This window comes from Alkalihalobacterium sp. TH-98 (assembly GCF_057473385.1).
The window spans coordinates 38,301-59,220 of sequence record NZ_JBYCKM010000004.1; the positions used below are offsets into that span (position 1 = coordinate 38,301).

Sequence of the window (20,920 nt, forward strand, 5' to 3'; positions counted from 1 at the left end):
AGACTCTGCCTTATATCTGAAATAATACTTTTGTACTAATTGGGGCAATTTTTATCTGCCTGTCTTTTTCCGAATATAATGGTATCAAATCTGCACTATTATCGTCAACGACTACTTGCCATTCACCATCATATGGTAAAAAAACTTCGATCGTTGACCAGCTGCCGTTATGAATAACCGCGATTCGATTCCACTCATCCATTTTCGACAGGTCATCTAACATATATCCGATCACATGAGGCGGCGTGTCGAAAGGTTTCATGTGCGCTTTAACTAATTCCATAGAGGTTAAACGAAAAGCAGCATGTTTCCTTCGTAACGCGATTAAGCTTTTAACGTATTCCACATTATCTTTAAACTTCTCTTTCATTTCCCAGTCCAATGCATTAATCGTATCTGGCGAATTATAACTGTTTTCTACGCCATGTTTTGTCCGAAAAAATTCTTGGCCCGCATGGAGAAATGGAATACCTTGGGCCGTTAAGACCATTGAAGTACCTAACCGATGCATCCTATAGCGATATTCTTCTAGATCTCCCCCATTCGATAACATGAGTTTATCCCATAATGTATGATTATCGTGACATTCAATATAATTAATCGATTGCTGAGGGTGCAGAAATAACTGATCTTGCGGTTGAAATACGCCAGTCGTTCCCGCTAATACTTCTCTCGTACTTTCCGTTACTTCAGCATTTCCGTTTATAAACCCTTTCTCTTGATGGTTAAAGCTGCTTCCCTTTAATCGGTCTCGAAAACGGTCATTAAAAAAGCTGACCTTTTCTAGCGTTTTTGCCTGCTCTAACACTGCTCGCTTCTCAAACGGAAAGGCAGTCGGTAAGTTCCAACCCTCTCCCAACAAAACGATCGATGGGTTAAGACCATTTAACTGTTTCACTAACTTATCCATAGTCTCAACATCCAAAATCCCCATTAAGTCAAAGCGAAAACCGTCTACCTTATACTCCTCGACCCAAAAAGAGACACAATCTATAATGAATTTTTGTACCATTTTCCGTTCAGAAGCGATGTCATTCCCAACGCCGGTTCCATTAGAAATTTGCCCATCTGAATGATATCTAAAATAATATCCCGGTACTATTTTTTCAAAATCACTCGTTTGCCATATATAAACGTGATTATATACGACATCTAAAATAACACGGAGATTGCTTTTATGCAGAGCAGCAATTAATTGCTTTACCTCGTAAATACGTAACAGAGGATTGGTAGGATCATCCGAATAACTACCTTCAGGTGCAAAATAATGGGTTGGATCATATCCCCAATTATAGCTATCTTGCTTTAGCTCATCGACACTTCCAAAATCATTAATAGGTAGCAGTTCAACATGAGTGACACCTAACTGTTTCAAATAATTCAATCCAGTAGCTGTTCCATTAACACCCGTTGTTCCATCTTCTAGCCATCCTGCATATTTCCCCTTATTTTCTATACCACTCGTTGGTGCTATCGTAAAATCTCGTATATGAGCTTCATAAATGATCGTCTCATCTCGATTGTGAAATGGTAATTTTACATGCCAAGAAGGTGGATTTGTTTTTTCTAAATCAATAACGACTCCTTTTAAACTATTTACTGCTAAGGCTTTGGCATATGGATCGACTGCTTCTTGCCAGTTTTTATTGACACAAACTTTATAAAGATAAAACAAACCATCTTGATCTCCTGGTAACGTTAGCTTCCAAACCCCTTTTTGCTTACGAACCATTGGAATTTCTATTCCCTTTTCCTCTTGCCAATTAGTAAAGATAACTAGCCTTACTTCTGTTGCCGTAGGGGCCCATACTTTAAACGTAGTTCCAGCTTTAGAGTAATTCGCTCCTAGATCATTTAACTCATAATAAAACATATCATCAAATGCTTTCGTTCGAACGACTTCACCTACTTCAACGAAGTAACTCTCACCATCTTTCGTATATAACGTATACTCTTTTCCAAATTCAATAGATTGCATGAGCTGTAACGTCACTTCATTACTAGATGTTGTATTGACATTAAGAATTGGGATTTCTTTGTTCCCCATTCGCAACCGAAAGTAATCATTTTCGAGTTGTTGTTCAATCGGTGAGGACATGATAACTGTTATTTGGTCTACTTTTTTTATTACTGCTTTTTGAACTTGAAAAGCCCTCATAGACATGCCCCCTAACTCTCTTTATAATAGTATATTTCAGAAGCTATAAATTGGTTATACTCGACCACCAATAATTATTAACCTTAATTAATTTAATATTCAGACAGTCGTTACATAACTATTTTCTTTTTATGTACAAACATGATACTATTTTCTAAACTAACGTATATATAAAAAGTTAAGGTGGAGAAAAAATGAGACAAAGAAAATTAGAGAACCGCGCAAAATTACTGATATCGTGTCCGGATCGTCCTGGAATTGTATCAACGATATCAACTTTCCTTCATGAAGAAGGTGCAAACATCGTCCAATCGGATCAATACACAACGGATCCGGAAAGCGGCATGTTTTACATGCGAGTCGAATTCGATTTAGATGATTTTGATCAATCGTTTGAAAATATCCAAAAAGGAATTGCACCTATTGCTGATAGACTATCGATGGAATGGCGCCTTGAAAGTGAAAAGCGTATGAAGAGAATGGCCATTTTTGTATCAAAGCAAGATCATTGCTTATTAGAATTACTATGGAAATGGCGCTCTGGAGAATTATTAGTAGATATACCATTAGTAATTAGTAATCATACGGACCTAAGAGAAACGGTCGAAGCTTACGGTATTTCATTTTATCATATTCCCGTAAGTAAAGACACCAAGGCAGAAGCTGAACAACGTCAGATTCAAATTCTTAAGCAATATGATATCGACTTCATTGCATTAGCTCGCTATATGCAAGTCTTATCATCTACTTTCGTAGCCGAGTTTCCAAAGCAAATCATTAATATTCATCATTCCTTTTTACCTGCATTTATCGGAGCAAATCCATATGATCGAGCATTTGACCGTGGAGTAAAACTGATTGGTGCAACCGCTCATTACGTGACAGATGATTTAGATGAAGGTCCAATTATTGAACAAGATGTTCTTCGAGTAAATCATAGATTTACAGCAGAACAATTAAAAATAGCGGGTCGAGATGTTGAACGTGTTACGTTTGCCAGGGCGGTGGCATGGCATAACGAAGACCGCATCATTACATATGGAAATAAAACGATTGTCTTTTCATAAAGTGAAACTTTTTTAGTAGGGTTGTCTTCATCCCCACTGAAAATTAGTTGAACCAATCGGGTTGTTACTGAGGCTCCGTCTCCCACTAGCCTTTTTTCCTTTCTCAAAAGCTTGAAGTGTGAGTCTTAGCGCCAGTTAGTCGGGATAAAGAGATGGAAAGGGCTGCCACAATTTGTTGGCAGCCCCTTTTCAGCATGTAAGCACGATTTAGCAGTATCGTAAGAACAAGCCCTCCTTTAAAGAAGACTTGGCAATACGACAAGCCGTTGTTTACTTACATTGGAAGACGTCTGAAGCTAACAATATCTGAGTTTAAACGTTCTTATGTGCTTTAATATTCATTCTATGGACTTAATCGACCTTTCATTCATTCCATTCTTTTACGATGACATTTATTTGATTGAACTCTTCGTCGGTCATCGCAGGTTCAATATATAACAACGGTTTTTCTTTTTCGTTTAGCGGTGGAAGCTCTAATCGGCCTTCTTTCTTTAACCACAGCCTAACAGCCAAAATTAAATCTTCCTTTGCCTCTTTATATGTATCACCGTAGCCAACACAAGCATCAATACCTTTAACCGCTACACAATATTCTTCTTGACCCTTCCAATTATATTGTCGCCGCACAAGTAATGATTGCTGCCCTAAATCTAATATATTCTGAAACTCTTGATGTCCACGTTTCATAAAATTCCCCTTTTACACGTTTTAAAAAGACTAACTGTCTTTGTTGGGCTCCTTGTTATCTGGACCTTTCTAACAGCGTCTAGAATAACTGCCGTTTAAACCAACAGACTTCCATTCAGTCAGTCTTTTTTCAATTTCTCTTCATAAAATTTAATTATACCCAAATTCTAATTTATCTATTCTTTTTTTATTCGAATATTATAATTGATCTTGATCCAGATTATCATTTTCTACTCTTTGACGGACATGAGCTGAAGTATGACAATGGTCCAATAATAGTTTAGCAACTTTTAATTGTTGGCTCTTTATAGGTGATGGGTGCTTTTTCAGTTTTTCATGCCACTGCGAAAACGTGCGCTTATCAACTAGCTCCACCCTTAATCCTTGACCCTTATAATCAATGATACAATCTTTTGAAAGAACAGTTCTTTTAATTGAAAATTCACAATTATTTTCTTGTAGGATGTCCTTAATGATACTCGCCATCCTATTAACAGCTATAATTGGACTTAATAATTTTCTTTCTTTTTTATGGACAAGCTCCACCCAAAATCGATCCGATGAAGCTTCAAAAACACTATGCTCACTTCCTTCTAAAATCGTAATACATTGAATTTCGCTCGGTGTGATTAAGACAATATCCATATCAACCGGTGCCTGTTTGATCCAAAAAACAGGTGAATACATTAAAAAATAATTATCAGGAATTTGCTGTGCAAAAAAGCGTAATTGTTGATCGTATTTATATTTTGGATTTAAGTAAGATCGTTCAAGTAATGAGGAGCTAGCCCACATGATTTGTGATTGATATAAGTCATCAAGAAATAACTTTTTCAAATGTTCAAGATTTTTAGCTTTTAAAGGTAATCGATCCTCTTCTTCCTCCCCAGAGATTTCAATAACCTCTACTTCTTCTCCCTTTCTATCTTTCGAGAAGACATTCCATCTTTTTAATTTCTGAACGGTTGACTGTAAGATGCTCGATTGCGTCGACTCCTCATCACGAACTGTATTCACTTGTTGGGGATCTTCATTCGGATTAGTAAGTTGCAATTGCTCCCATTCATTTTTTAAGTAATACCAACGTTCCTTTTTCATTCGTGTAAATTGAGTTGGATAACGTTGCATGTCAAATTGATATCTAGATATATAATCTTCTAACTTGATCAAGTGGGCCAATTCGTGAACCTCCGTAATACTTATCTGCTTTCTTCTTTATCTCAATAGCGTGTGAAAAATAACAACATGTATTCATACAGCTTATCTATTAGACTTTTTTTCAATGAAAACCTTTTACTAATATAATAGAAAAACAAGCATAGGGCCTAACACCGATACAACGATGGCACTTAAAGTCATTGCAACTGAACTAGCTGCTCCTTCTTCTTCACTATTTTCTAAGGCTTTTGCTGTTCCAATTGCGTGCGAAGCACTCCCTGTCCCGATACCTTTTCCAATATAATGATTAATCTTAAACCACTTAAATAAATAAGGAGCTAATACCACTCCTCCAATCCCTGCAACCATTACAAATATAGCTGCCAGCGGAGGTGCCCCGCCCAGCGTCTTTGCAACGTCCATTGCTACAGGTGTTGTAACCGACTTTGGTACTAGAGAATAAATTAACATTTCTTCAACACCAAGCCATTTCGCCAACAGCAATCCACTGACGATTCCGATAATTGCCCCAACGAAAACACCTACGACGATTGAAGTGAAATATTTCTTCAACATACTTAACTGTTTATATAGCGGGTAAGCTAGTGCAACTACTGCCGGACCTAATAGTTTTTCTATCCATTCACCGCCTATACTATACGTATCGTACGGAATTTGAAACACAACCAAGATCACTATCATTACAATTGTTCCTATCACTAAAGGTAGTGTAATTGGATAAGGATATTTTTGATAAAAAAGTCTCGCCCCCCAATAGACACCAACTGTTAAGCTAATAAAAAAAAGAGCTAAGAAAAAATCATTCATAATTTCTGCTCCTTTCGTGTTGCTAATAGTTGACTGAGAGCGCCAGAACAAACCATTACAATTAATGTACTAATTAAAGCAATAATAACCAGTATAATCCCTTTTCCAGAAAAGACATCTAGAAAATTTAAAACCCCTACAGTTACTGGTAAAAATAATAAAGGCATATGTCTCAGCAACAAAGAAGTTCCATACTCAATCCATTTCGGTTTTATGACTTTTGTGGCAAATAACACAAACAATAGTAACATTCCAATGATACTACCCGGAATGAATAAATCAAACGTTTGTTGGATCCATGCTCCGACCCAATAAAATAAATATAATATCCCGATATGCAAAATGATACGAAAGATAGTCAATTGAAACACTACTCCTCTTTGTTAGTACGAAATGCATCAGCTGAAAAAGAAAAAGTTCGAAGTGGTTCATACATTGGACTTTTTCCAATATGTGATTGATATAAATGAAATTTATCGACTTTCCAGGTGCTTAAATCATCTTTTGTTAATGAGTGATTAGCTTCTTCTAATGAAAAGATATCGTCACCAGTCCAACGCCTTGCTAACGTTATATGTGGGCGGTATGGCCGGTTTTCAATATCTAGCCCAAGACTAGCACATGTTTTGGCAACATTCGATTGTAATTCAATTAATTGTTCTTCTTTTTTAACACCTGCCCAGAAAATTCTTGGATGATTTCTCTCACCAAAAGTGTCTAGCCCATTGAGTGTTAAGTTAAAGGTACGCTGCTGTTTTGCAACTACATCAAGATGATCTCCCAAACGTTTTAACAAGCCGTCTTCCACATACCCTAAAAAAACGAGCGTAATGTGTAAATCTTGTGGATGCACCCATTTTTTAAATGGGTAAAAATCTCGATTTTGCTCTTGCCAATTTATCAAACTTTTATTTGCAAGATCTAATACCGGTATCGCTAAGAAAAAATGCGGTTTCATTATCATACACCTTCTTCTAAATATTTTAACGAATTTCTCACATTTTGTCGTTACAATTTTTGTAATTCCTTTTAAATAAAAAATGTAAGTGGTTAAATCCAATCTATTTGATAGGAATTATTTTTTTATTTATGATAAAATAAGAGGAAGTATTATTGCTAAACATTAAAATAAGGAAGTGACTATATGCGAGTTGTAAACAATATTGCGGATTTAATCGGTCATACCCCTTTAGTTAAACTTAACCGAATTGCAGATAAAAATGGTGCAGCCGTTTACCTCAAGCTTGAATTTTTTAACCCGAGTGGAAGTGTAAAAGACCGTGCTGCTTATCAAATGATTATTCAAGCAGAACAAGACGGTTTGTTAAAGCCTGGAGCAACGATTATAGAACCGACCAGCGGAAACACTGGAATTGGTCTTGCTATGAATGCTGCGGCAAGAGGCTACCGTGCCATTTTAACAATGCCTGATACGATGAGCCAAGAACGTATTAATATTCTTAAAGCCTATGGTGCAGAAGTAGTTTTAACCGATGGAGATAAAAAAATGCCTGGGGCTATTGAAAAAGCTCATGAATTAGCAAAAGAAATTCCAAATAGCTTTGTCCCTATGCAATTTGAAAATGCAGCAAATCCAGATGCCCACCGTTACACAACAGCGGTAGAGATTAAAGAAGCACTCGATAGTATCGGAAAAAAATTATCGGCGTTTGTAGCTGCCTCTGGTACAGGTGGAACGATTACAGGTACGGGTGAAGAATTAAAAAAGTTTTACCCAGAAGCTACAGTACATGTTGTTGAACCAGCAGGCTCACCCGTATTATCGGGTGGAAAACCGGGTCCACATAAACTGGTCGGGACAAGTCCTGGGTTTATTCCCCCAATTTTAAATCAACAAGTTTATAATGAAATTAAAAAAATTGAAGATGAAGATGCATATTGGGCAACGATTGAGCTTGCTCAAAAAGAAGGAATCCTTGTTGGGCCTTCTTCTGGTGCGGCATGCTTTGCAGCTCTAGAAGTCGCTAAAAAATTAACACCAGATGATGTAGTTGTAGCTATTGCTTGTGATACAGGTGAACGCTATTTATCCACTGATTTATTTGACTTTGAAAACAAATAACGGAAGAAAAGCGCAAGCGCCCGTTTGGCGACGTGCAGACTGGAGCCCACCGTATGAGATAAAAGAAACTCGGTGAACGGTAATGAGCCGATGTTGACATATCACAAGTAGTTGAGCGAAAGTCTCGCTAGTCGTTGGCACCTGGAGCTAGACATAGAGCTCAAGGTGCCTCCTTACCGCCGACAAGCGCTGGAGGGCAAGCAATGAGTGTCTTGCTCTTTAGACACCCTTGATGGACCGAAGCGACCTCGAGCCGATGGCACCTGCAGCTAGACAAAACAGACTAACTCATTATACGCTGTCCCCTTGGATAACCAGTAAGGTTTATGCGACGCAGCGTATGAGTTAGCCTGTTTTTATTTTATTGAGTTCGCCATTTCAATTAAATCATCAATGGAGACTTGCTCTTCAATTCTCTTACTATTGGCCAGAATGTATTCCCAACCGTTTTTATGAAAAATTAAGATATTATGATATCTATCCCTTAATTGAATGGCCTTTGAACCATCTGATAAAGAAAGTAACCGAGCAACCTTTGCTTTATTATAGATTCCTTGTGCTTCAGGAATAATAAACATTTTAATTTGTTCCCGGGGTTTATTCTCGTTTACATACTCAATTTCTAATTTCGCAGGATAACTATAGGAATCAATAATTCCAAACGTATGGGTAATTTCGATTGGCGGCAGTTTATTTGGCAGACTTACCTCTCTTTGATACAAGTTCTCAAACTCTTTTACCGCTACTTGAAGCGATCGGTACCCCATAATTTGGTACTGTTCTTCAATCGACTGTGGGTTCCAATAACTTTCACCGTAGTAATCCTCAGCATGCACCCAACCACTGCTACAAACAAGCCCGATTAATATAAAAAGGAAAGTAGTAACTGTTTTCTTCTTCACCCAAAACATCCCCCTTGACGAATGCAATCCTTCTCTTATTATCCTTAGCCAAGCCAACATTATACAAAGAAAAGCGGAAGGTGCCTGGTTATCGGCGTAAGTAAGAATCGGAGCTGATTCGGATGAGATTTTAAATTTTAGCGGACTGAGAGGACCTTATTTTAAAATAAACGACCTTCTTGAAGCATTTAGCGGACTGAGAGGCTCTTATTACTTGATTTTGCATGAAAACATCACGAATTCTTGCAAATAAGGGCTTCTGAGTCCTCTTAGCAATGCAAAATGCCAATTTTGACACAAATAAGGGCCTGTGAGTCCGCTTCTTCATTAATTAGACGGTTAACTAACTCTACTTCAATGTAGTGTAGCGGCGCCAACAACGTCATGCGGACAAGACAGGTGACAGGTATTTCATTTGCACTTTTTTATTAATAGCCAGCTTGCATCTAGCTATTTATTCTTTGGCTAATTCGTAAATAGCTTGGGCGTATATGGCTGTTGCCTTTAATAAATCGTCTATCATGATATACTCATCTTTTTGATGGGCTACATCTTCACGACCAGGAAATAGTGGGCCGAATGCGACTCCAGATTCCAATGAGCGCGCATATGTACCGCCACCAATCGAAAGAAGCTCTGCCTTTTCACCTGTTTGTTCTTCATATACTCTAGATAAGACTTGAATTAACGAATGCTCTTTATCGACATGATGAGGTGGTGAATGATCAAGTACAGTTATAGAGAACCCCTTTTTCTCCGCTAACGATTTTATGGTATTAATCATTTGGTCTCCATCATTCGTAACGGGGTAACGAATATTTAACCCTATACTCCCGCCACTTACTCGTTCATAGGAAAGGAGGCCGCTATTAACGGTTAAGTCACCTGTAATGTCGTCAGTGAAAGCTATTCCTAACTGTTTCCCTCTAAATTCGTTATGTAAATACTCTGCTATAAATTGAGTAAACTGCTTATCACCGCCTTCAACTAAAATTCCATTGAGGAATTCAGCTAAATACAAACCAGCATTTACACCTAATTTAGGCTCCATGCCATGGGCAGATTTTCCTTTCATATGTAAGTTCAATTTTTCATTCTCTTCCGTTAAATGCCCTTCCAAATTATTATTTTTCAAAAATAAATGGAAGCCCGTTTTTATTCTTAAAAGGTCTTCTTGTTTTACTTGGATTATTGCTGTTGCCTGGTCAGGTACCATATTCATTCTTCTGCCTGATTGAAAACTCACTAATAAAGGCAACGATTGTTCTTCTGTACCATTCCATGTCGTCTTTAGTTGAATATCGCATATTCCCTTTTCCGCATAAATGATTGGGAAATCGGCATCTGGAGCAAAGCCAATGGTTGGCATTTCTTCATGTTTAAAGTAATGGTCAACACATTGCCATGTACTCTCCTCATCCGTCCCTATAATCATCCTCACTCTTTTAGATAATGGTAAGCCTAGTTCTTTGACGATTTTCATGGCATAAAATGCAGCCATCGTCGGTCCTTTATCATCAATCGCACCACGAGCAATGAGTTTCCCGTCTATAATCTCAGCAGCGTAAGGAGGACTAGTCCATCCTTCACCTTCTGGTACAACATCGATATGGCAGAGTATCCCAACAGATTCTTCTCCTTGACCAAATTCAATATGTCCTGCATACCCGTCTAAATTTTTAACATGAAAGTTACATTCTTCACCTATTTTTAATAAAAAGTTTAAAGCATCGTTTATACCCGTACCAAATGGTTGTCCTGGTTCTGCACTAGATTCGTCCAAAACGCTTGGTATCTGTAGGAATTTTTGTGTTTCATTAATTAAATCTGATTTTCTTTTTTCGACTTCATTCTTCCAATTAATGCTTGACAATTTGTATTCACAGCCTTTCATTTCTTCAAAATTGTATTACGGTACTTTGCTAAATTAAATGAATTATTGTACAATAAGTAACAAGAGGGATTTGATGTGAATTTTAGCCATATGATGGCTGCGAATGTTCGTCAATTACAACAACGTTACGTATTAATATACTAAACTTGTCAATGGCAACACAAGCAGCTTTTGCAGTGATTAAGATTGATCATGTTTCATTCAGATTTCAAACAAGACATCAGCCCCTCACCCGATTCTAGGACAAAACATTGGTATTAAAGGCTAATGTCCACTCACTGCTCATTCGACCATGCGGCCATAACTGTAATTGGCACGAATGATCATTACCCCTTTTTAATACAATGGTTGTAAGGACGATCATTTATAACAAGGAGTGGTTTTTTGAAAGCTTCAACTGATCGAATGCTGACTCGTATTAAGTCGATTTACCTCTACATTAAACAAAGGGGGACTGTCACAACGAATGAATTGGTTGAAGAGTTTGGCATAACTCAAAGAACGATCCAGCGAGACTTGAATGTCTTAGAGTATAATGATTTAGTACTTAGTCCTAGCCGTGGAAAATGGACAGTAAACAAGAAGAAAACGAAAGTATCTTAGATCCTTTAATAAGAAAACAGCCACAGAAGTGGCTGTTTTCTTCATTTTGAATTCCTTAATATTTCAATTTCCTCTTCTGTCATTTCTCGGTATTCCCCAAGACGCAAACTTGAATCTAGTTCTAGTGGACCGATTGAGATGCGCTTTAACTCGATTACCTTTTTTCCTACTGCTTGAAACATTCGTTTTACTTGATGAAACTTACCTTCAGTAATGGTTAATTCAATTTCTGACATCGGACCTGATTCACGGATCACTAAATGTCCTGGCTTCGTAACATAGCCGTCATCTAGTTCGACCCCTTCTTTAAATTTCTGCACATCTTCTTCAGTCACTTCTCCTCTTACCGTCGCTGCATAAGTTTTATCGACGTGTTTTTTAGGAGACATCAATTCATGAGACAGTTTTCCATCGTTCGTTAAAATAAGAAAACCTTCCGTATCTTTATCGAGCCTTCCAACAGGAAAAGGTTCGTACACAGCATGTTCAAAAGCGAGTAAATCAATGACGGTTTCATGTTGGTTGTCCTCAGTAGCAGAAATAACTCCTTTTGGTTTATTGAGCATCAAGTAAATATACGGTTTATACTCTACCGGTTCCCCATGAACAGTAACCGACTGCTCATCAGGTTTTACGTGACACTTACCGTCCTTTATTGGTTCACCATCGACATGGACAACTCCAGTTTTCAATAGCTTTTTTACTTCTTTTCTTGTACCAAAACCAACATTCGCGAGCAATTTATCAATTCTCATCTTCTGTCCCCTCACTTAGTTTTTCTATCTCTTTCAGGAGGTTCCGACCAAACCCTCCTAGCTGTTGATGACAATAACTTTTTATTACGCCTCTAACCGTCACTTCAAGTGAATGGTCAATCCACTTCTCATCAAAACCTTCTTTATGTAGTTCTTTTTTTAATGACACCGCTGATTCTAGTGCGGCTTTTGTTGCAAGTTGATTTATGAGAAGCACCCTGTCTTCTTCTCCAGTTTGCACTGTCATATCTTTTTTAAAAAAAGATTTTAGCCACTTTACTTCCTGATCAAACGATTCTGGTACTATGAGTAATCCTCGTTTATCTGTCACCATCTGATCCGCTTGACCGATACATTTACACGGTACCACTTTACTGCCTAGCACGTATGAGATAACTTCCTCCTCCATAATTGCAGTGGCCATATGAAAAATGATGGCTTCTTTATGTAAGTATTGACCATATTGAGTAAAAAAATCGTTGTATGCTGAAGCTGGTAAAGCTACAAAAACATGACTAGCCTTTGAAAACATATCTGGACCTGCATACTTAACCTTCAATTGATTGTAATAATCCTCGTCTCGACGATTTTTATGGAACACATAAATGGTTTCTTCACTTTTTATGAAGGGTAAAAGTGACTTCGTTAACCGACCAAATCCAATAAATAAGATCATGTGTGCCTCCCCCTATTAGATGTTAGAATATCGTCATCTCATCTAAATTTCAGAAAACTTTCTTTTAGATTTTCTCACTTACAATTTAAGGTAATTTATTATTCTATATCTCTTTTCAGATCTTTATTTTACCACTTTTAGGAAATTAGTTGTTCTAAACTTCTTATTAAATTCTTATATTCCCATTTAAAGGAAAATTATTGTTCTAAATCTCTTTTTAGGTCCTCGTATTTACATTTTAAGGAGATTGCTTGTTCTAAACCCTCTATTAAGTCCTCCCGTTTCCATTTTTAGTATATCCTTTGTTCTAAATCACCTTTTAGGTCTCAATATTTACCCGAACACTGACCATTAAACTAGATAAAATAAAAACACCCACACTTAATGAAGAGCTTTAGTGCTAATGTACAATACATTACACTATACCTCATCCATACAATAGTGTGGGCATCCCTGTTTACAATTCTTCAGTTTGGAACATATAATGCCTTGTTCTCATATTTACATTTAAAACAATTCCGAGAGCCAGCATATTGGTCATCAGGGCACTACCGCCATAACTGATAAAAGGTAATGCAAGACCTGTGATAGGCATTAGTCCTATCGTCATAGCGATATTTTGGAATATTTGAAACACTAGTAATCCGACAATACCTGAAACTAAATACGTTCCAAACAAGTTATTACAACTAAAAGCAATAACAATCATTCGATAAAACATTAAGAAATAAATAACGATTAAAATGGTCGCGCCGAGAAACCCAAACTCTTCTCCAATTACTGTAAAAATAAAGTCAGTATGAAGCTCTGGAACACGGGCAGGTTCACTTTGTGATTGGACTCCTTGCATAAACCCACTTCCATATAGTCCCCCTGCACCAATTCCTTTTAAAGCCTCAACCAGCTGATACCCGTAACTACCTGCATTTTCATTCGGATACAACCAACCATAAATCCGTTCCATCTGGTGGTTCTTTATAACTTTATTGAATATCGCGAAATAATTGTTGTGTAACCAAACTAAGAAACCGATGCCGCTAATGACACTAACAACTAGTAAGGATAACATTCTCCATCCGACACCAGACATTAAAATCATAGTCGCCATAATACTTCCGATAACTAAAGCCGTCCCTAAATCAGGCTGTTTCAGAATGAGGAAAAATGGCGGTAAGCCTACTGCAACCACTTTCGCAACAACGATACAATCTGATTTAAAACTTTTTTCACGACCATCTTTTGTAATTTTATACAATAAATGAGCTAGTGCGATAACAACGAAGACTTTTACAAACTCAGACGGTTGAAATCGTTGACCGGCAATTTGAATCCAACGTTGGGAGCCATTAAAGACCACTCCAAAAAACTCAACCCACAACAGTAGTAATATTCCGAGAATATATAAAGGAATTGAAAAATTCTTAAACATATCATAATCAAGAACCATTGCCGCAACCATTAAAAAGAGCCCTGGAACTATCCAAACCGCTTGCCTTTTAACGAATTGCATGGGATCAGCGGTATACTGTCCACCCGATCCACTATAGATTGCCAATAAACTTATACACATTAACAAAAAAAACAAAAATAGCAACGTTAAATCAATCTGCTGTAAACTCGATTTACGTTCTTCCATAATTTCCTCCATCTATATAAAACGAGCTATGCCCCTATTCGTTCATCACTTTCTTCAGCTAGCCGTCGTTGTTGTCGATTTTGTCTTGCAATATTAGCTAGAACAGCTATCGATATCATCGATACAAGTAATGAAGAACCTCCATTACTAATAAACGGTAATGGGATACCGGTGATCGGCAATAACCCTGAAACCGCTCCGACATTAAAAACAATTTGAATACCAATTTGAAAGACAATTCCAAACGCTAATAGACTACCAAACGGGTTTCTGCAACGAATTCCAACCATTATCCCTTTAAAGAAGATAATCGTGTAACAAGCAAAAACAAAGGCGATACCTAGTAACCCAAGCTCTTCGGAAATAATCGCTAATATAAAATCAGTCTGTGGTTCAGGAAGGTACATTAACTTTTGAACACTCTGACCAAGACCGGCACCAGTTAAACCGCCGTGTGCAATCGCGATATACGACTGCAAAATCTGATAACCATCACCTGAGGCATAAGCAAATGGATCCAGATAAGACGTAATTCGCTTCATCCGATAAGGAGCTGCCAAAACGGCAATAACAAACACTGCAAAGCCTGACATCCCTAATAAGATAAGATGCTTGATCTTTGCTCCTGATAAAAATACGATTAATATCGTGACCATGAGGATTGACGTTGCCGTTCCTAGGTCAGGTTGTCTAACAATTAAAGCCAATACGATCGTTACAACAATTAAAGGTGGCATAACTCCTTTAATAAACTGATCAATATAGGCTTGTTTTTTACTATATACTGATGCTAAATACATGATCATTCCCAACTTCACAAACTCTGATGGTTGAATTTGGAACGATCCTATTCTCAACCAGCGTTGAGCCCCGAGAACTTCATGCCCAAAAAGCAAGACTGCAGTAAGGATTATTATCGATCCAAATATAATCACTGCTGATAGCTTCCGATAGAGTTGAAAAGGCACATGCATGACAAGAAAAAAAACAACGATCCCTATAAAAAACCACATCGCCTGGCGCTTAATAAAGAAGTAATAATCCCCAAATTCATATAAAGCCCAAACATAGCTTGAGCTAAAAACCATAATTAACCCAAATATTGATAACAATGCAGTAACGACAATGAGCAGCCAGTCATTGTCTTTTGAAATTGAATATTTCATGGCCCCTCCAAAGTTTATGTCCTTAAAAGGCTCACTGACATAGTAATTGGAATTCAATTACTTTTCATGCTTGTACAATTATATCAAACCGTGAAAATAAGAGAAAGAGACTTTTGCTGGCACTTATTGTAGAAAAATAAGTTAAAACAACGATTATAACAAGATTTCTATAAAAATAGGCGTTTGCCTTATACCCATCTGCTCTTTTTCACATAAGCTGAAACTGTAATGTACGAATACCCAATTAAGGAGAGAGATCATTGAATTATTATTATCAACAACACCAACAACAACCTTATGTGATGGATGAAAGCCAACTTCAGCAGTTTTCCGGGCAAGATGAGAGACAACAGCCTCAATTTTTCCCATCGCCTGGAGCGCCTGGCTTACCTGGACCCGGATTTCCTGGCACTGGTTTTCCTGGTACAGGGTTTCCCGGCACTGGCTTCCCAGGCCATACACCGCCTCGAGATATTGAACGCCGCTTAGCAAGACTAGAGCGTACTGTTGAACAAAATACCGAGAGAATTAACCGTTTAAACCGTCGTCTTCGCAGAGTAGAACGCCAACTAGGCTTTGGAGGATTCGCTGACGGATTTTAAGAAAAAAGTAGTTTTTTAATTGCTTAACAAACGAGATAATGCTAGGGCTCGCGTTTGCCCTAGCATTTAAAATTTAATCCTGGTGTATATACGTTTGTCCTAGAGAGCTCTTTCATAGGAAGATTAAAAGCTTAAAAACAGGTCTCTAATTAGAAACGGCTTTCAGGCTCTATTTCAGGCTCTATTCACATGTTTTAGTGACCGCTTCCTCCTGCTGACACGGCCCTCAGGCTCTATTCACTCACTTTAGTGCCCGCTCTTCCCTGCTCACACGGCTTTCAGGCTCTATTCACTCACTTTAGTGCCCGCTCTTCCCTGCTCACACGGCCCTCGGGCTCTATTCACTCACTTTAGTGCCCGCTCTTCCCTGCTCACACGGCCCTCGGGCTCTATTCACTCACTTTAGTGACCGCTCTTCCCTGCTCACACGGCTTTCAGGCTCTATTCACTCACTTTAGTGACCGCTTTCTCCTGCTGACACGGCCCTCAGGCTCTATTCACTCACTTTAGTGACCGCTTTCTCCTGCTGACACGGCTCTCCGGCTCTATTCACTCACTTTGGTGACCGCTTCGTCCTGCTGGCACTGCTTTCGGGCTCTATTCACTTAGTTTAGTTACCGCTTCCTCCTGCTGGCACGGCTAAATTCAACGACGTTGTCGCTCTCCTATTGTGCTTCCGTTCTTTTTTTCTTCCAGCGTAGGAAGGAAAAGCGCTGACCAAGAATTTGGCCTGCTAAGTGAGACCTCACCGTTAAGAAGAAATAAACAAGTCCACCTGACGCAATCGATGGTATTAACACAATCAACGTATTCGCCCAACTTGTCATCGGGAAAACGAGTTCAAGGACATGTTTGATGATCACTACAACAAATGCCATAAAGGCAACAAAGATGGATATCAGTATAAATCGCTTAACAATAAAACGATAATCATAGTTAGCAAACTTTCCAATGGCCCAAACGTTGATCGCAATCGAAATCGTGTAACCTAGATAAGTCGTTAACACACCACCAAGTGCACCTAGTGAATAAATCGCCCAATAATTTGTTAAGAGCTTTACGATGAGTGCCACTAGTAATCCGATCACAGCATACTTTTGCTTATTCATTCCTTGCAAGATCGCAGCAGAAACCGCAAATAAGGAGAAGAAAATAGCAATCGGTGCGTAGTATCTTAGAATACTTCCGCCTATTTCAACATCGCCCAGTCCAAACAGGACACCAAACGCCGGAAATGATAAGATTGATAATCCGACCGCTGCAGGGATCGTTAAGAATAAAATAATCTGATAGGTTTGTGTGATTTGACTTCGTAATAAGTCCTCATCACCATTAATAAACGACTTTGTAATCGTTGGGACAAGAGTAATTGAAAAAGCAGTTGCTAATGCAACGGGTATTAATATGAGCTTATGAGCAGATTGTGAAAATACACCGAAAGCAACCTCCGCCTCTTCTTGACGAACCCCTGAAGCTATCAACGCATTATTAAATGTAAATAAATCAATGAGTTGATAGAGCGGAATGGCAAGTCCAACAAAGGATAGAGGTAATGCATAGGAAATGAGCTCCCGATACATGCTTTTAAGCGGGATTTGATGATCAACTGTACTCTCGCTCATTTGACGATTTAAGAGCTCTTTTCTTTTAAACCAATAAACTAATAGTACAGCAAGACCACCTAACGCCCCAACAAACGCACCGAAAGTAGCAAATCCAACTGCTAATCCGATCCCTCCTTGATAAACTCCAACAATTAAGAACGTTAAACTTAAAATAAAAATAATCCGTACAATTTGTTCGACCACTTGGGATATGGCTGTTGGTCCCATGGACTGAAAGCCTTGGAAATACCCGCGAATGACAGACATAATCGGTACAATGATTAAGGCCGTACTCACCATTCGGATAGAAAAGATAATATCATCCATCGAATTTCCTTGAAGTTCACTCGGGTCTTTTATAATCAACGTAGCTAAAACAGGCGCCATAAAGAATAACATTAAAAAAGCAATAAATCCTGTGATTGACATGACGACCATTCCTGAGCGAAACAATCTTCGTCCTGTATAATAGTCTCCCAGAGCATTATATTTTGCTACAAATTTAGAAACTGCCAACGGGACTCCCATTGTGGCTAAACTAAGTATGACCGTATATGGCAAATATCCGTAAGCATACAATGCTAAACCTTGTTGGCCAACAATTGCGCTAAACGGGAAAATGTAAATTAAGCCAAGTATTTTAGAAATGAATGTCGCGGCTGTCAAAATCATCGTGCCACGGAGAAGTTTAGAGTCTGACATATAGTCCTCCTGAGTCATTAAAACGAACTGAACATATACAGTCTACCGTATTTTTACAAAGTATCAAGTTACCCTTTTAAAATTTTTAGAAAATAGTCTCTTTTTCTCGGTCCGTCAAATTCGCAAAAATAAATTCCTTGCCACTGTCCTAATATGAGATCTCCACTAAAAATAATGACAGACTGCGAAGAACCTACCGTACTCGCTTTCAAATGAGAAGCAGAATTCCCCTCCATATGACGGTACTTTGGATGTTCCCAAGGATAGACCTCATCTAACCGCATGAGCATGTCATGCACTACATCTGGATCTGCATTTTCATTAATTGTAATCCCCGCCGTTGTATGCGGACAATAAATCAATACTATACCGTCCTTTACGCCAACATCTTTTACAAATTGCTGTACCTCACTCGTAATATCAATCATCTCATCGCGAGAATTTGTATGTATTGTTAGTTTTGTTAACATGAGAGGGCCCCTTTCTTACTACCATTTCTACATTGTACTAATCTCTTATTTTTAGATCAATGTTATTAAACCATATTACGATCTCATTTGGTACTTTCCACGTATGACCTATTGCAACTTGTGACTTTTTGCATAAGTTGTACTAAGTAAGGTTAGAGGAGGTGTTTAGGATGGGCGCATACAAATTTGACTTTGCGTTAATCGTAGTCCTATTTATCTTGTTAGTTATTGTTGGTACTTTCTACACTTACTAATCAAGAGATAGGAGTACCATCTATGTACAAAGATCAACCTACCTTGCTTAAGTTACAGGCGCCAATTCGGTGCCTGTTTTTCAATTTTTTTCTATAGAGCTGCTAGCGAAATTCTTTATGGCTATGTATTTCTAAGAAGTTTTTTCGTATGGATTAGCTGTGATGCGCCTCTCGTAGTATAATTTCTTTTAATAGTGAAACAATTACCAACAAACATATAACCATGATAAACTAACCTCTATAAATACCTAATGAAAGGTGCTATGAAAGTATGTATGATGTTATTGTAATTGGCGGTGGACCATCTGGTTTAATGGCATCCATTGCTGCTGCTAGTCAAGGCGCTGCCGTTCTTCTAATTGATAAAGGAGATCAACTTGGTCGAAAGCTAGGTATTTCCGGTGGCGGTCGCTGTAATGTGACCAATCGAATGGCACTTGATGACTTAATTGCTCACATTCCTGGAAATGGCCGCTTCATGCACAGTCCTTTTTCCGTCTTTAATAATGAAGACATCATTCGATTTTTTGAGAATTTAGGAATTCGACTAAAAGAAGAAGACCGCGGTAGAATGTTTCCTATCAGTGATAAAGCTTCAACTGTTGTCCGAACACTCATTGATAGAGTAAAAGACCTTGGAGTAAAAATAAAAACGCATTCTCCGGTCAAAGAAGTACGTTATGATGACGAAAAAGTGCTTGGGGTTACTCTTGAAAATGGCGAAGCGATTGACGCTCATGCCGTTATCATTGCAACAGGCGGAAAAAGTGTACCTCATACGGGTTCTACTGGCGATGGTTATCCATGGGCAAGAAAAGCCGGGCACACGATTACTGATTTATATCCTACCGAAGTACCGATTACATCTAATGAACCATTTATTAAAAATAAGGAACTTCAAGGCTTATCGTTAAGAGACGTTGAACTTTCAGTTTTAAATGCAAAAGGAAAAGTAATCAAAACTCATGAAGGAGACATGATCTTCACTCACTTTGGCATTTCGGGACCGATTGCTTTAAGATGTAGTCAATACGTTGTAAAAGAATTAAAGAAACAAAAAAAGCAGCCCGCTACGGTTGTCATGAGCATTGATCTTAATCCTGGTAAATCTGGAGAAGAGATCTTTCAAGAATTGCGTAAACTCATCAACAACGAGCCGAAAAAAGCAGTAAAAAATGTCCTGAAAGGCTACTTACCTGATCGAATGCTCACGTTCTTATTACAGAAAATAGACATCGATTTAGCAACTAGTTGCGCCAACATCGGAAATGAACCTTTGCGTTCTCTCTCTCTACTCATTAAAGAGTTTCGCTTTGAAGTGAACGGAACTTTACCAATTGAAAAGGCGTTTGTTACAGGAGGCGGCGTTTCAGTAAAAGAAATTCATCCTAAAACAATGGAGTCAAAATGTAAGAATGGCTTATATTTTTGTGGAGAAGTTTTAGATATCCACGGGTATACAGGTGGATATAACATAACCGCAGCTTTTTCCACAGGTTATACCGCTGGTTTTTCCGCTGGTTCAAGTAAAATGTGAGTTAACCACAAGGTTATACACAACCTGTGGATAAAAACAATCACAATCTGTGGATTATTTTTTAACAGAAAATCAACCTTTTTTCTACATATTCTTAGCGTTGTGGACAGATATTTTATTTATCCACAACGTTACTCA

The 20,920-nt window shown here is 38.1% G+C and carries 20 protein-coding genes; 6 read left to right on the plus strand and 14 right to left on the minus strand.

The window, feature by feature from the left end; translation table 11 throughout:
- Window positions 1–10: 10 nt before the first annotated feature.
- Window positions 11–2,158: a type I pullulanase gene (gene pulA, locus AC2VNP_RS00755; RefSeq protein ID WP_486915181.1), complete on the minus strand. Its 2,148-nt coding sequence runs from the start codon at window positions 2,156–2,158 to the stop codon at window positions 11–13.
- 194 nt (window positions 2,159–2,352) lie between these two features.
- Here pulA and purU point away from each other — a divergent pair, with 194 nt between their 5' ends.
- On the plus strand, window positions 2,353–3,225 hold the full coding sequence (purU, locus tag AC2VNP_RS00760; protein ID WP_486915183.1) for a formyltetrahydrofolate deformylase: 873 nt from the start codon (window positions 2,353–2,355) through the stop codon (window positions 3,223–3,225).
- A 363-nt stretch (window positions 3,226–3,588) separates the two neighbouring features.
- Here the strand turns inward: purU and AC2VNP_RS00765 are convergent, their stop codons facing one another.
- From AC2VNP_RS00765 to thpR, 5 genes are all read right to left on the minus strand, one after another.
- Window positions 3,589–3,912: a type II toxin-antitoxin system HicB family antitoxin gene (locus AC2VNP_RS00765; protein WP_486915185.1), complete on the minus strand. Its 324-nt coding sequence runs from the start codon at window positions 3,910–3,912 to the stop codon at window positions 3,589–3,591.
- 198 nt (window positions 3,913–4,110) lie between these two features.
- Entirely contained in the window at window positions 4,111–5,091 is a 981-nt protein-coding gene (locus AC2VNP_RS00770; RefSeq protein WP_486915186.1) for an NERD domain-containing protein, read from the minus strand.
- Window positions 5,092–5,208: 117 nt separating this feature from the next.
- A complete protein-coding gene (locus tag AC2VNP_RS00775) occupies window positions 5,209–5,898 on the minus strand; it encodes an LrgB family protein (protein WP_486915188.1) in 690 nt (229 codons plus the stop codon).
- The gene (locus AC2VNP_RS00780; RefSeq protein ID WP_486915190.1) at window positions 5,895–6,260 is read right to left on the minus strand and encodes a CidA/LrgA family protein; all 366 of its coding nucleotides are present in this window, start codon (window positions 6,258–6,260) and stop codon (window positions 5,895–5,897) included. The genes AC2VNP_RS00775 and AC2VNP_RS00780 overlap by 4 nt, the downstream gene beginning before the upstream one ends.
- A gap of 8 nt (window positions 6,261–6,268) precedes the next feature.
- Window positions 6,269–6,856: an RNA 2',3'-cyclic phosphodiesterase gene (thpR, locus tag AC2VNP_RS00785; protein ID WP_486915192.1), complete on the minus strand. Its 588-nt coding sequence runs from the start codon at window positions 6,854–6,856 to the stop codon at window positions 6,269–6,271.
- Between the two features lie 186 nt (window positions 6,857–7,042).
- Here thpR and cysK point away from each other — a divergent pair, with 186 nt between their 5' ends.
- A complete protein-coding gene (gene cysK, locus AC2VNP_RS00790) occupies window positions 7,043–7,981 on the plus strand; it encodes a cysteine synthase A (protein WP_486915194.1) in 939 nt (312 codons plus the stop codon).
- Window positions 7,982–8,337: 356 nt separating this feature from the next.
- Here the strand turns inward: cysK and AC2VNP_RS00795 are convergent, their stop codons facing one another.
- Together AC2VNP_RS00795 and pepV are read right to left on the minus strand one after the other, a co-directional pair.
- A complete protein-coding gene (locus tag AC2VNP_RS00795) occupies window positions 8,338–8,883 on the minus strand; it encodes a hypothetical protein (RefSeq protein WP_486915196.1) in 546 nt (181 codons plus the stop codon).
- A 454-nt stretch (window positions 8,884–9,337) separates the two neighbouring features.
- Entirely contained in the window at window positions 9,338–10,756 is a 1,419-nt protein-coding gene (gene pepV / locus AC2VNP_RS00800) for a dipeptidase PepV (RefSeq protein WP_486915198.1), read from the minus strand.
- A 405-nt stretch (window positions 10,757–11,161) separates the two neighbouring features.
- Here pepV and AC2VNP_RS00805 point away from each other — a divergent pair, with 405 nt between their 5' ends.
- Window positions 11,162–11,380 (plus strand): DeoR family transcriptional regulator, encoded by a 219-nt coding sequence (locus AC2VNP_RS00805; RefSeq protein WP_175576473.1) that lies wholly within the window; start codon window positions 11,162–11,164, stop codon window positions 11,378–11,380.
- 41 nt (window positions 11,381–11,421) lie between these two features.
- Here AC2VNP_RS00805 and AC2VNP_RS00810 read toward each other — a convergent pair whose 3' ends face one another.
- The 4 genes from AC2VNP_RS00810 to ftsW form a co-directional block, all read right to left on the minus strand.
- Window positions 11,422–12,135, minus strand: a complete 714-nt coding sequence (locus AC2VNP_RS00810; protein ID WP_486915200.1) for a pseudouridine synthase — start codon at window positions 12,133–12,135, stop codon at window positions 11,422–11,424.
- Window positions 12,125–12,811: a eukaryotic translation initiation factor 6 gene (locus AC2VNP_RS00815; protein WP_486915202.1), complete on the minus strand. Its 687-nt coding sequence runs from the start codon at window positions 12,809–12,811 to the stop codon at window positions 12,125–12,127. The genes AC2VNP_RS00810 and AC2VNP_RS00815 overlap by 11 nt, the downstream gene beginning before the upstream one ends.
- Window positions 12,812–13,268: 457 nt before the next feature.
- Entirely contained in the window at window positions 13,269–14,447 is a 1,179-nt protein-coding gene (rodA, locus tag AC2VNP_RS00820; RefSeq protein WP_486915204.1) for a rod shape-determining protein RodA, read from the minus strand.
- 26 nt (window positions 14,448–14,473) lie between these two features.
- Window positions 14,474–15,613 carry a putative lipid II flippase FtsW gene (gene ftsW, locus AC2VNP_RS00825; protein ID WP_486915206.1) on the minus strand — a complete coding sequence of 380 codons (1,140 nt, stop codon included), beginning with the start codon at window positions 15,611–15,613 and terminating at the stop codon, window positions 14,474–14,476.
- 260 nt (window positions 15,614–15,873) lie between these two features.
- Here ftsW and AC2VNP_RS00830 point away from each other — a divergent pair, with 260 nt between their 5' ends.
- On the plus strand, window positions 15,874–16,215 hold the full coding sequence (locus AC2VNP_RS00830) for a hypothetical protein (RefSeq protein WP_486915208.1): 342 nt from the start codon (window positions 15,874–15,876) through the stop codon (window positions 16,213–16,215).
- 665 nt (window positions 16,216–16,880) lie between these two features.
- Here the strand turns inward: AC2VNP_RS00830 and AC2VNP_RS00835 are convergent.
- Window positions 16,881–18,521, minus strand: coding sequence for a putative polysaccharide biosynthesis protein (locus tag AC2VNP_RS00835; protein ID WP_486915210.1), 1,641 nt, complete (start codon window positions 18,519–18,521; stop codon window positions 16,881–16,883).
- A gap of 68 nt (window positions 18,522–18,589) precedes the next feature.
- On the minus strand, window positions 18,590–18,991 hold the full coding sequence (locus AC2VNP_RS00840; protein WP_486915212.1) for a secondary thiamine-phosphate synthase enzyme YjbQ: 402 nt from the start codon (window positions 18,989–18,991) through the stop codon (window positions 18,590–18,592).
- A 170-nt stretch (window positions 18,992–19,161) separates the two neighbouring features.
- On the opposite strand from AC2VNP_RS00840, the gene AC2VNP_RS00845 reads away from it, so the two are divergent.
- Together AC2VNP_RS00845 and AC2VNP_RS00850 are read left to right on the plus strand one after the other, a co-directional pair.
- Window positions 19,162–19,245: a YjcZ family sporulation protein gene (locus tag AC2VNP_RS00845; RefSeq protein WP_275120328.1), complete on the plus strand. Its 84-nt coding sequence runs from the start codon at window positions 19,162–19,164 to the stop codon at window positions 19,243–19,245.
- A 271-nt stretch (window positions 19,246–19,516) separates the two neighbouring features.
- Window positions 19,517–20,782 carry a BaiN/RdsA family NAD(P)/FAD-dependent oxidoreductase gene (locus tag AC2VNP_RS00850; RefSeq protein ID WP_486915214.1) on the plus strand — a complete coding sequence of 422 codons (1,266 nt, stop codon included), beginning with the start codon at window positions 19,517–19,519 and terminating at the stop codon, window positions 20,780–20,782.
- Window positions 20,783–20,920: the final 138 nt, after the last annotated feature.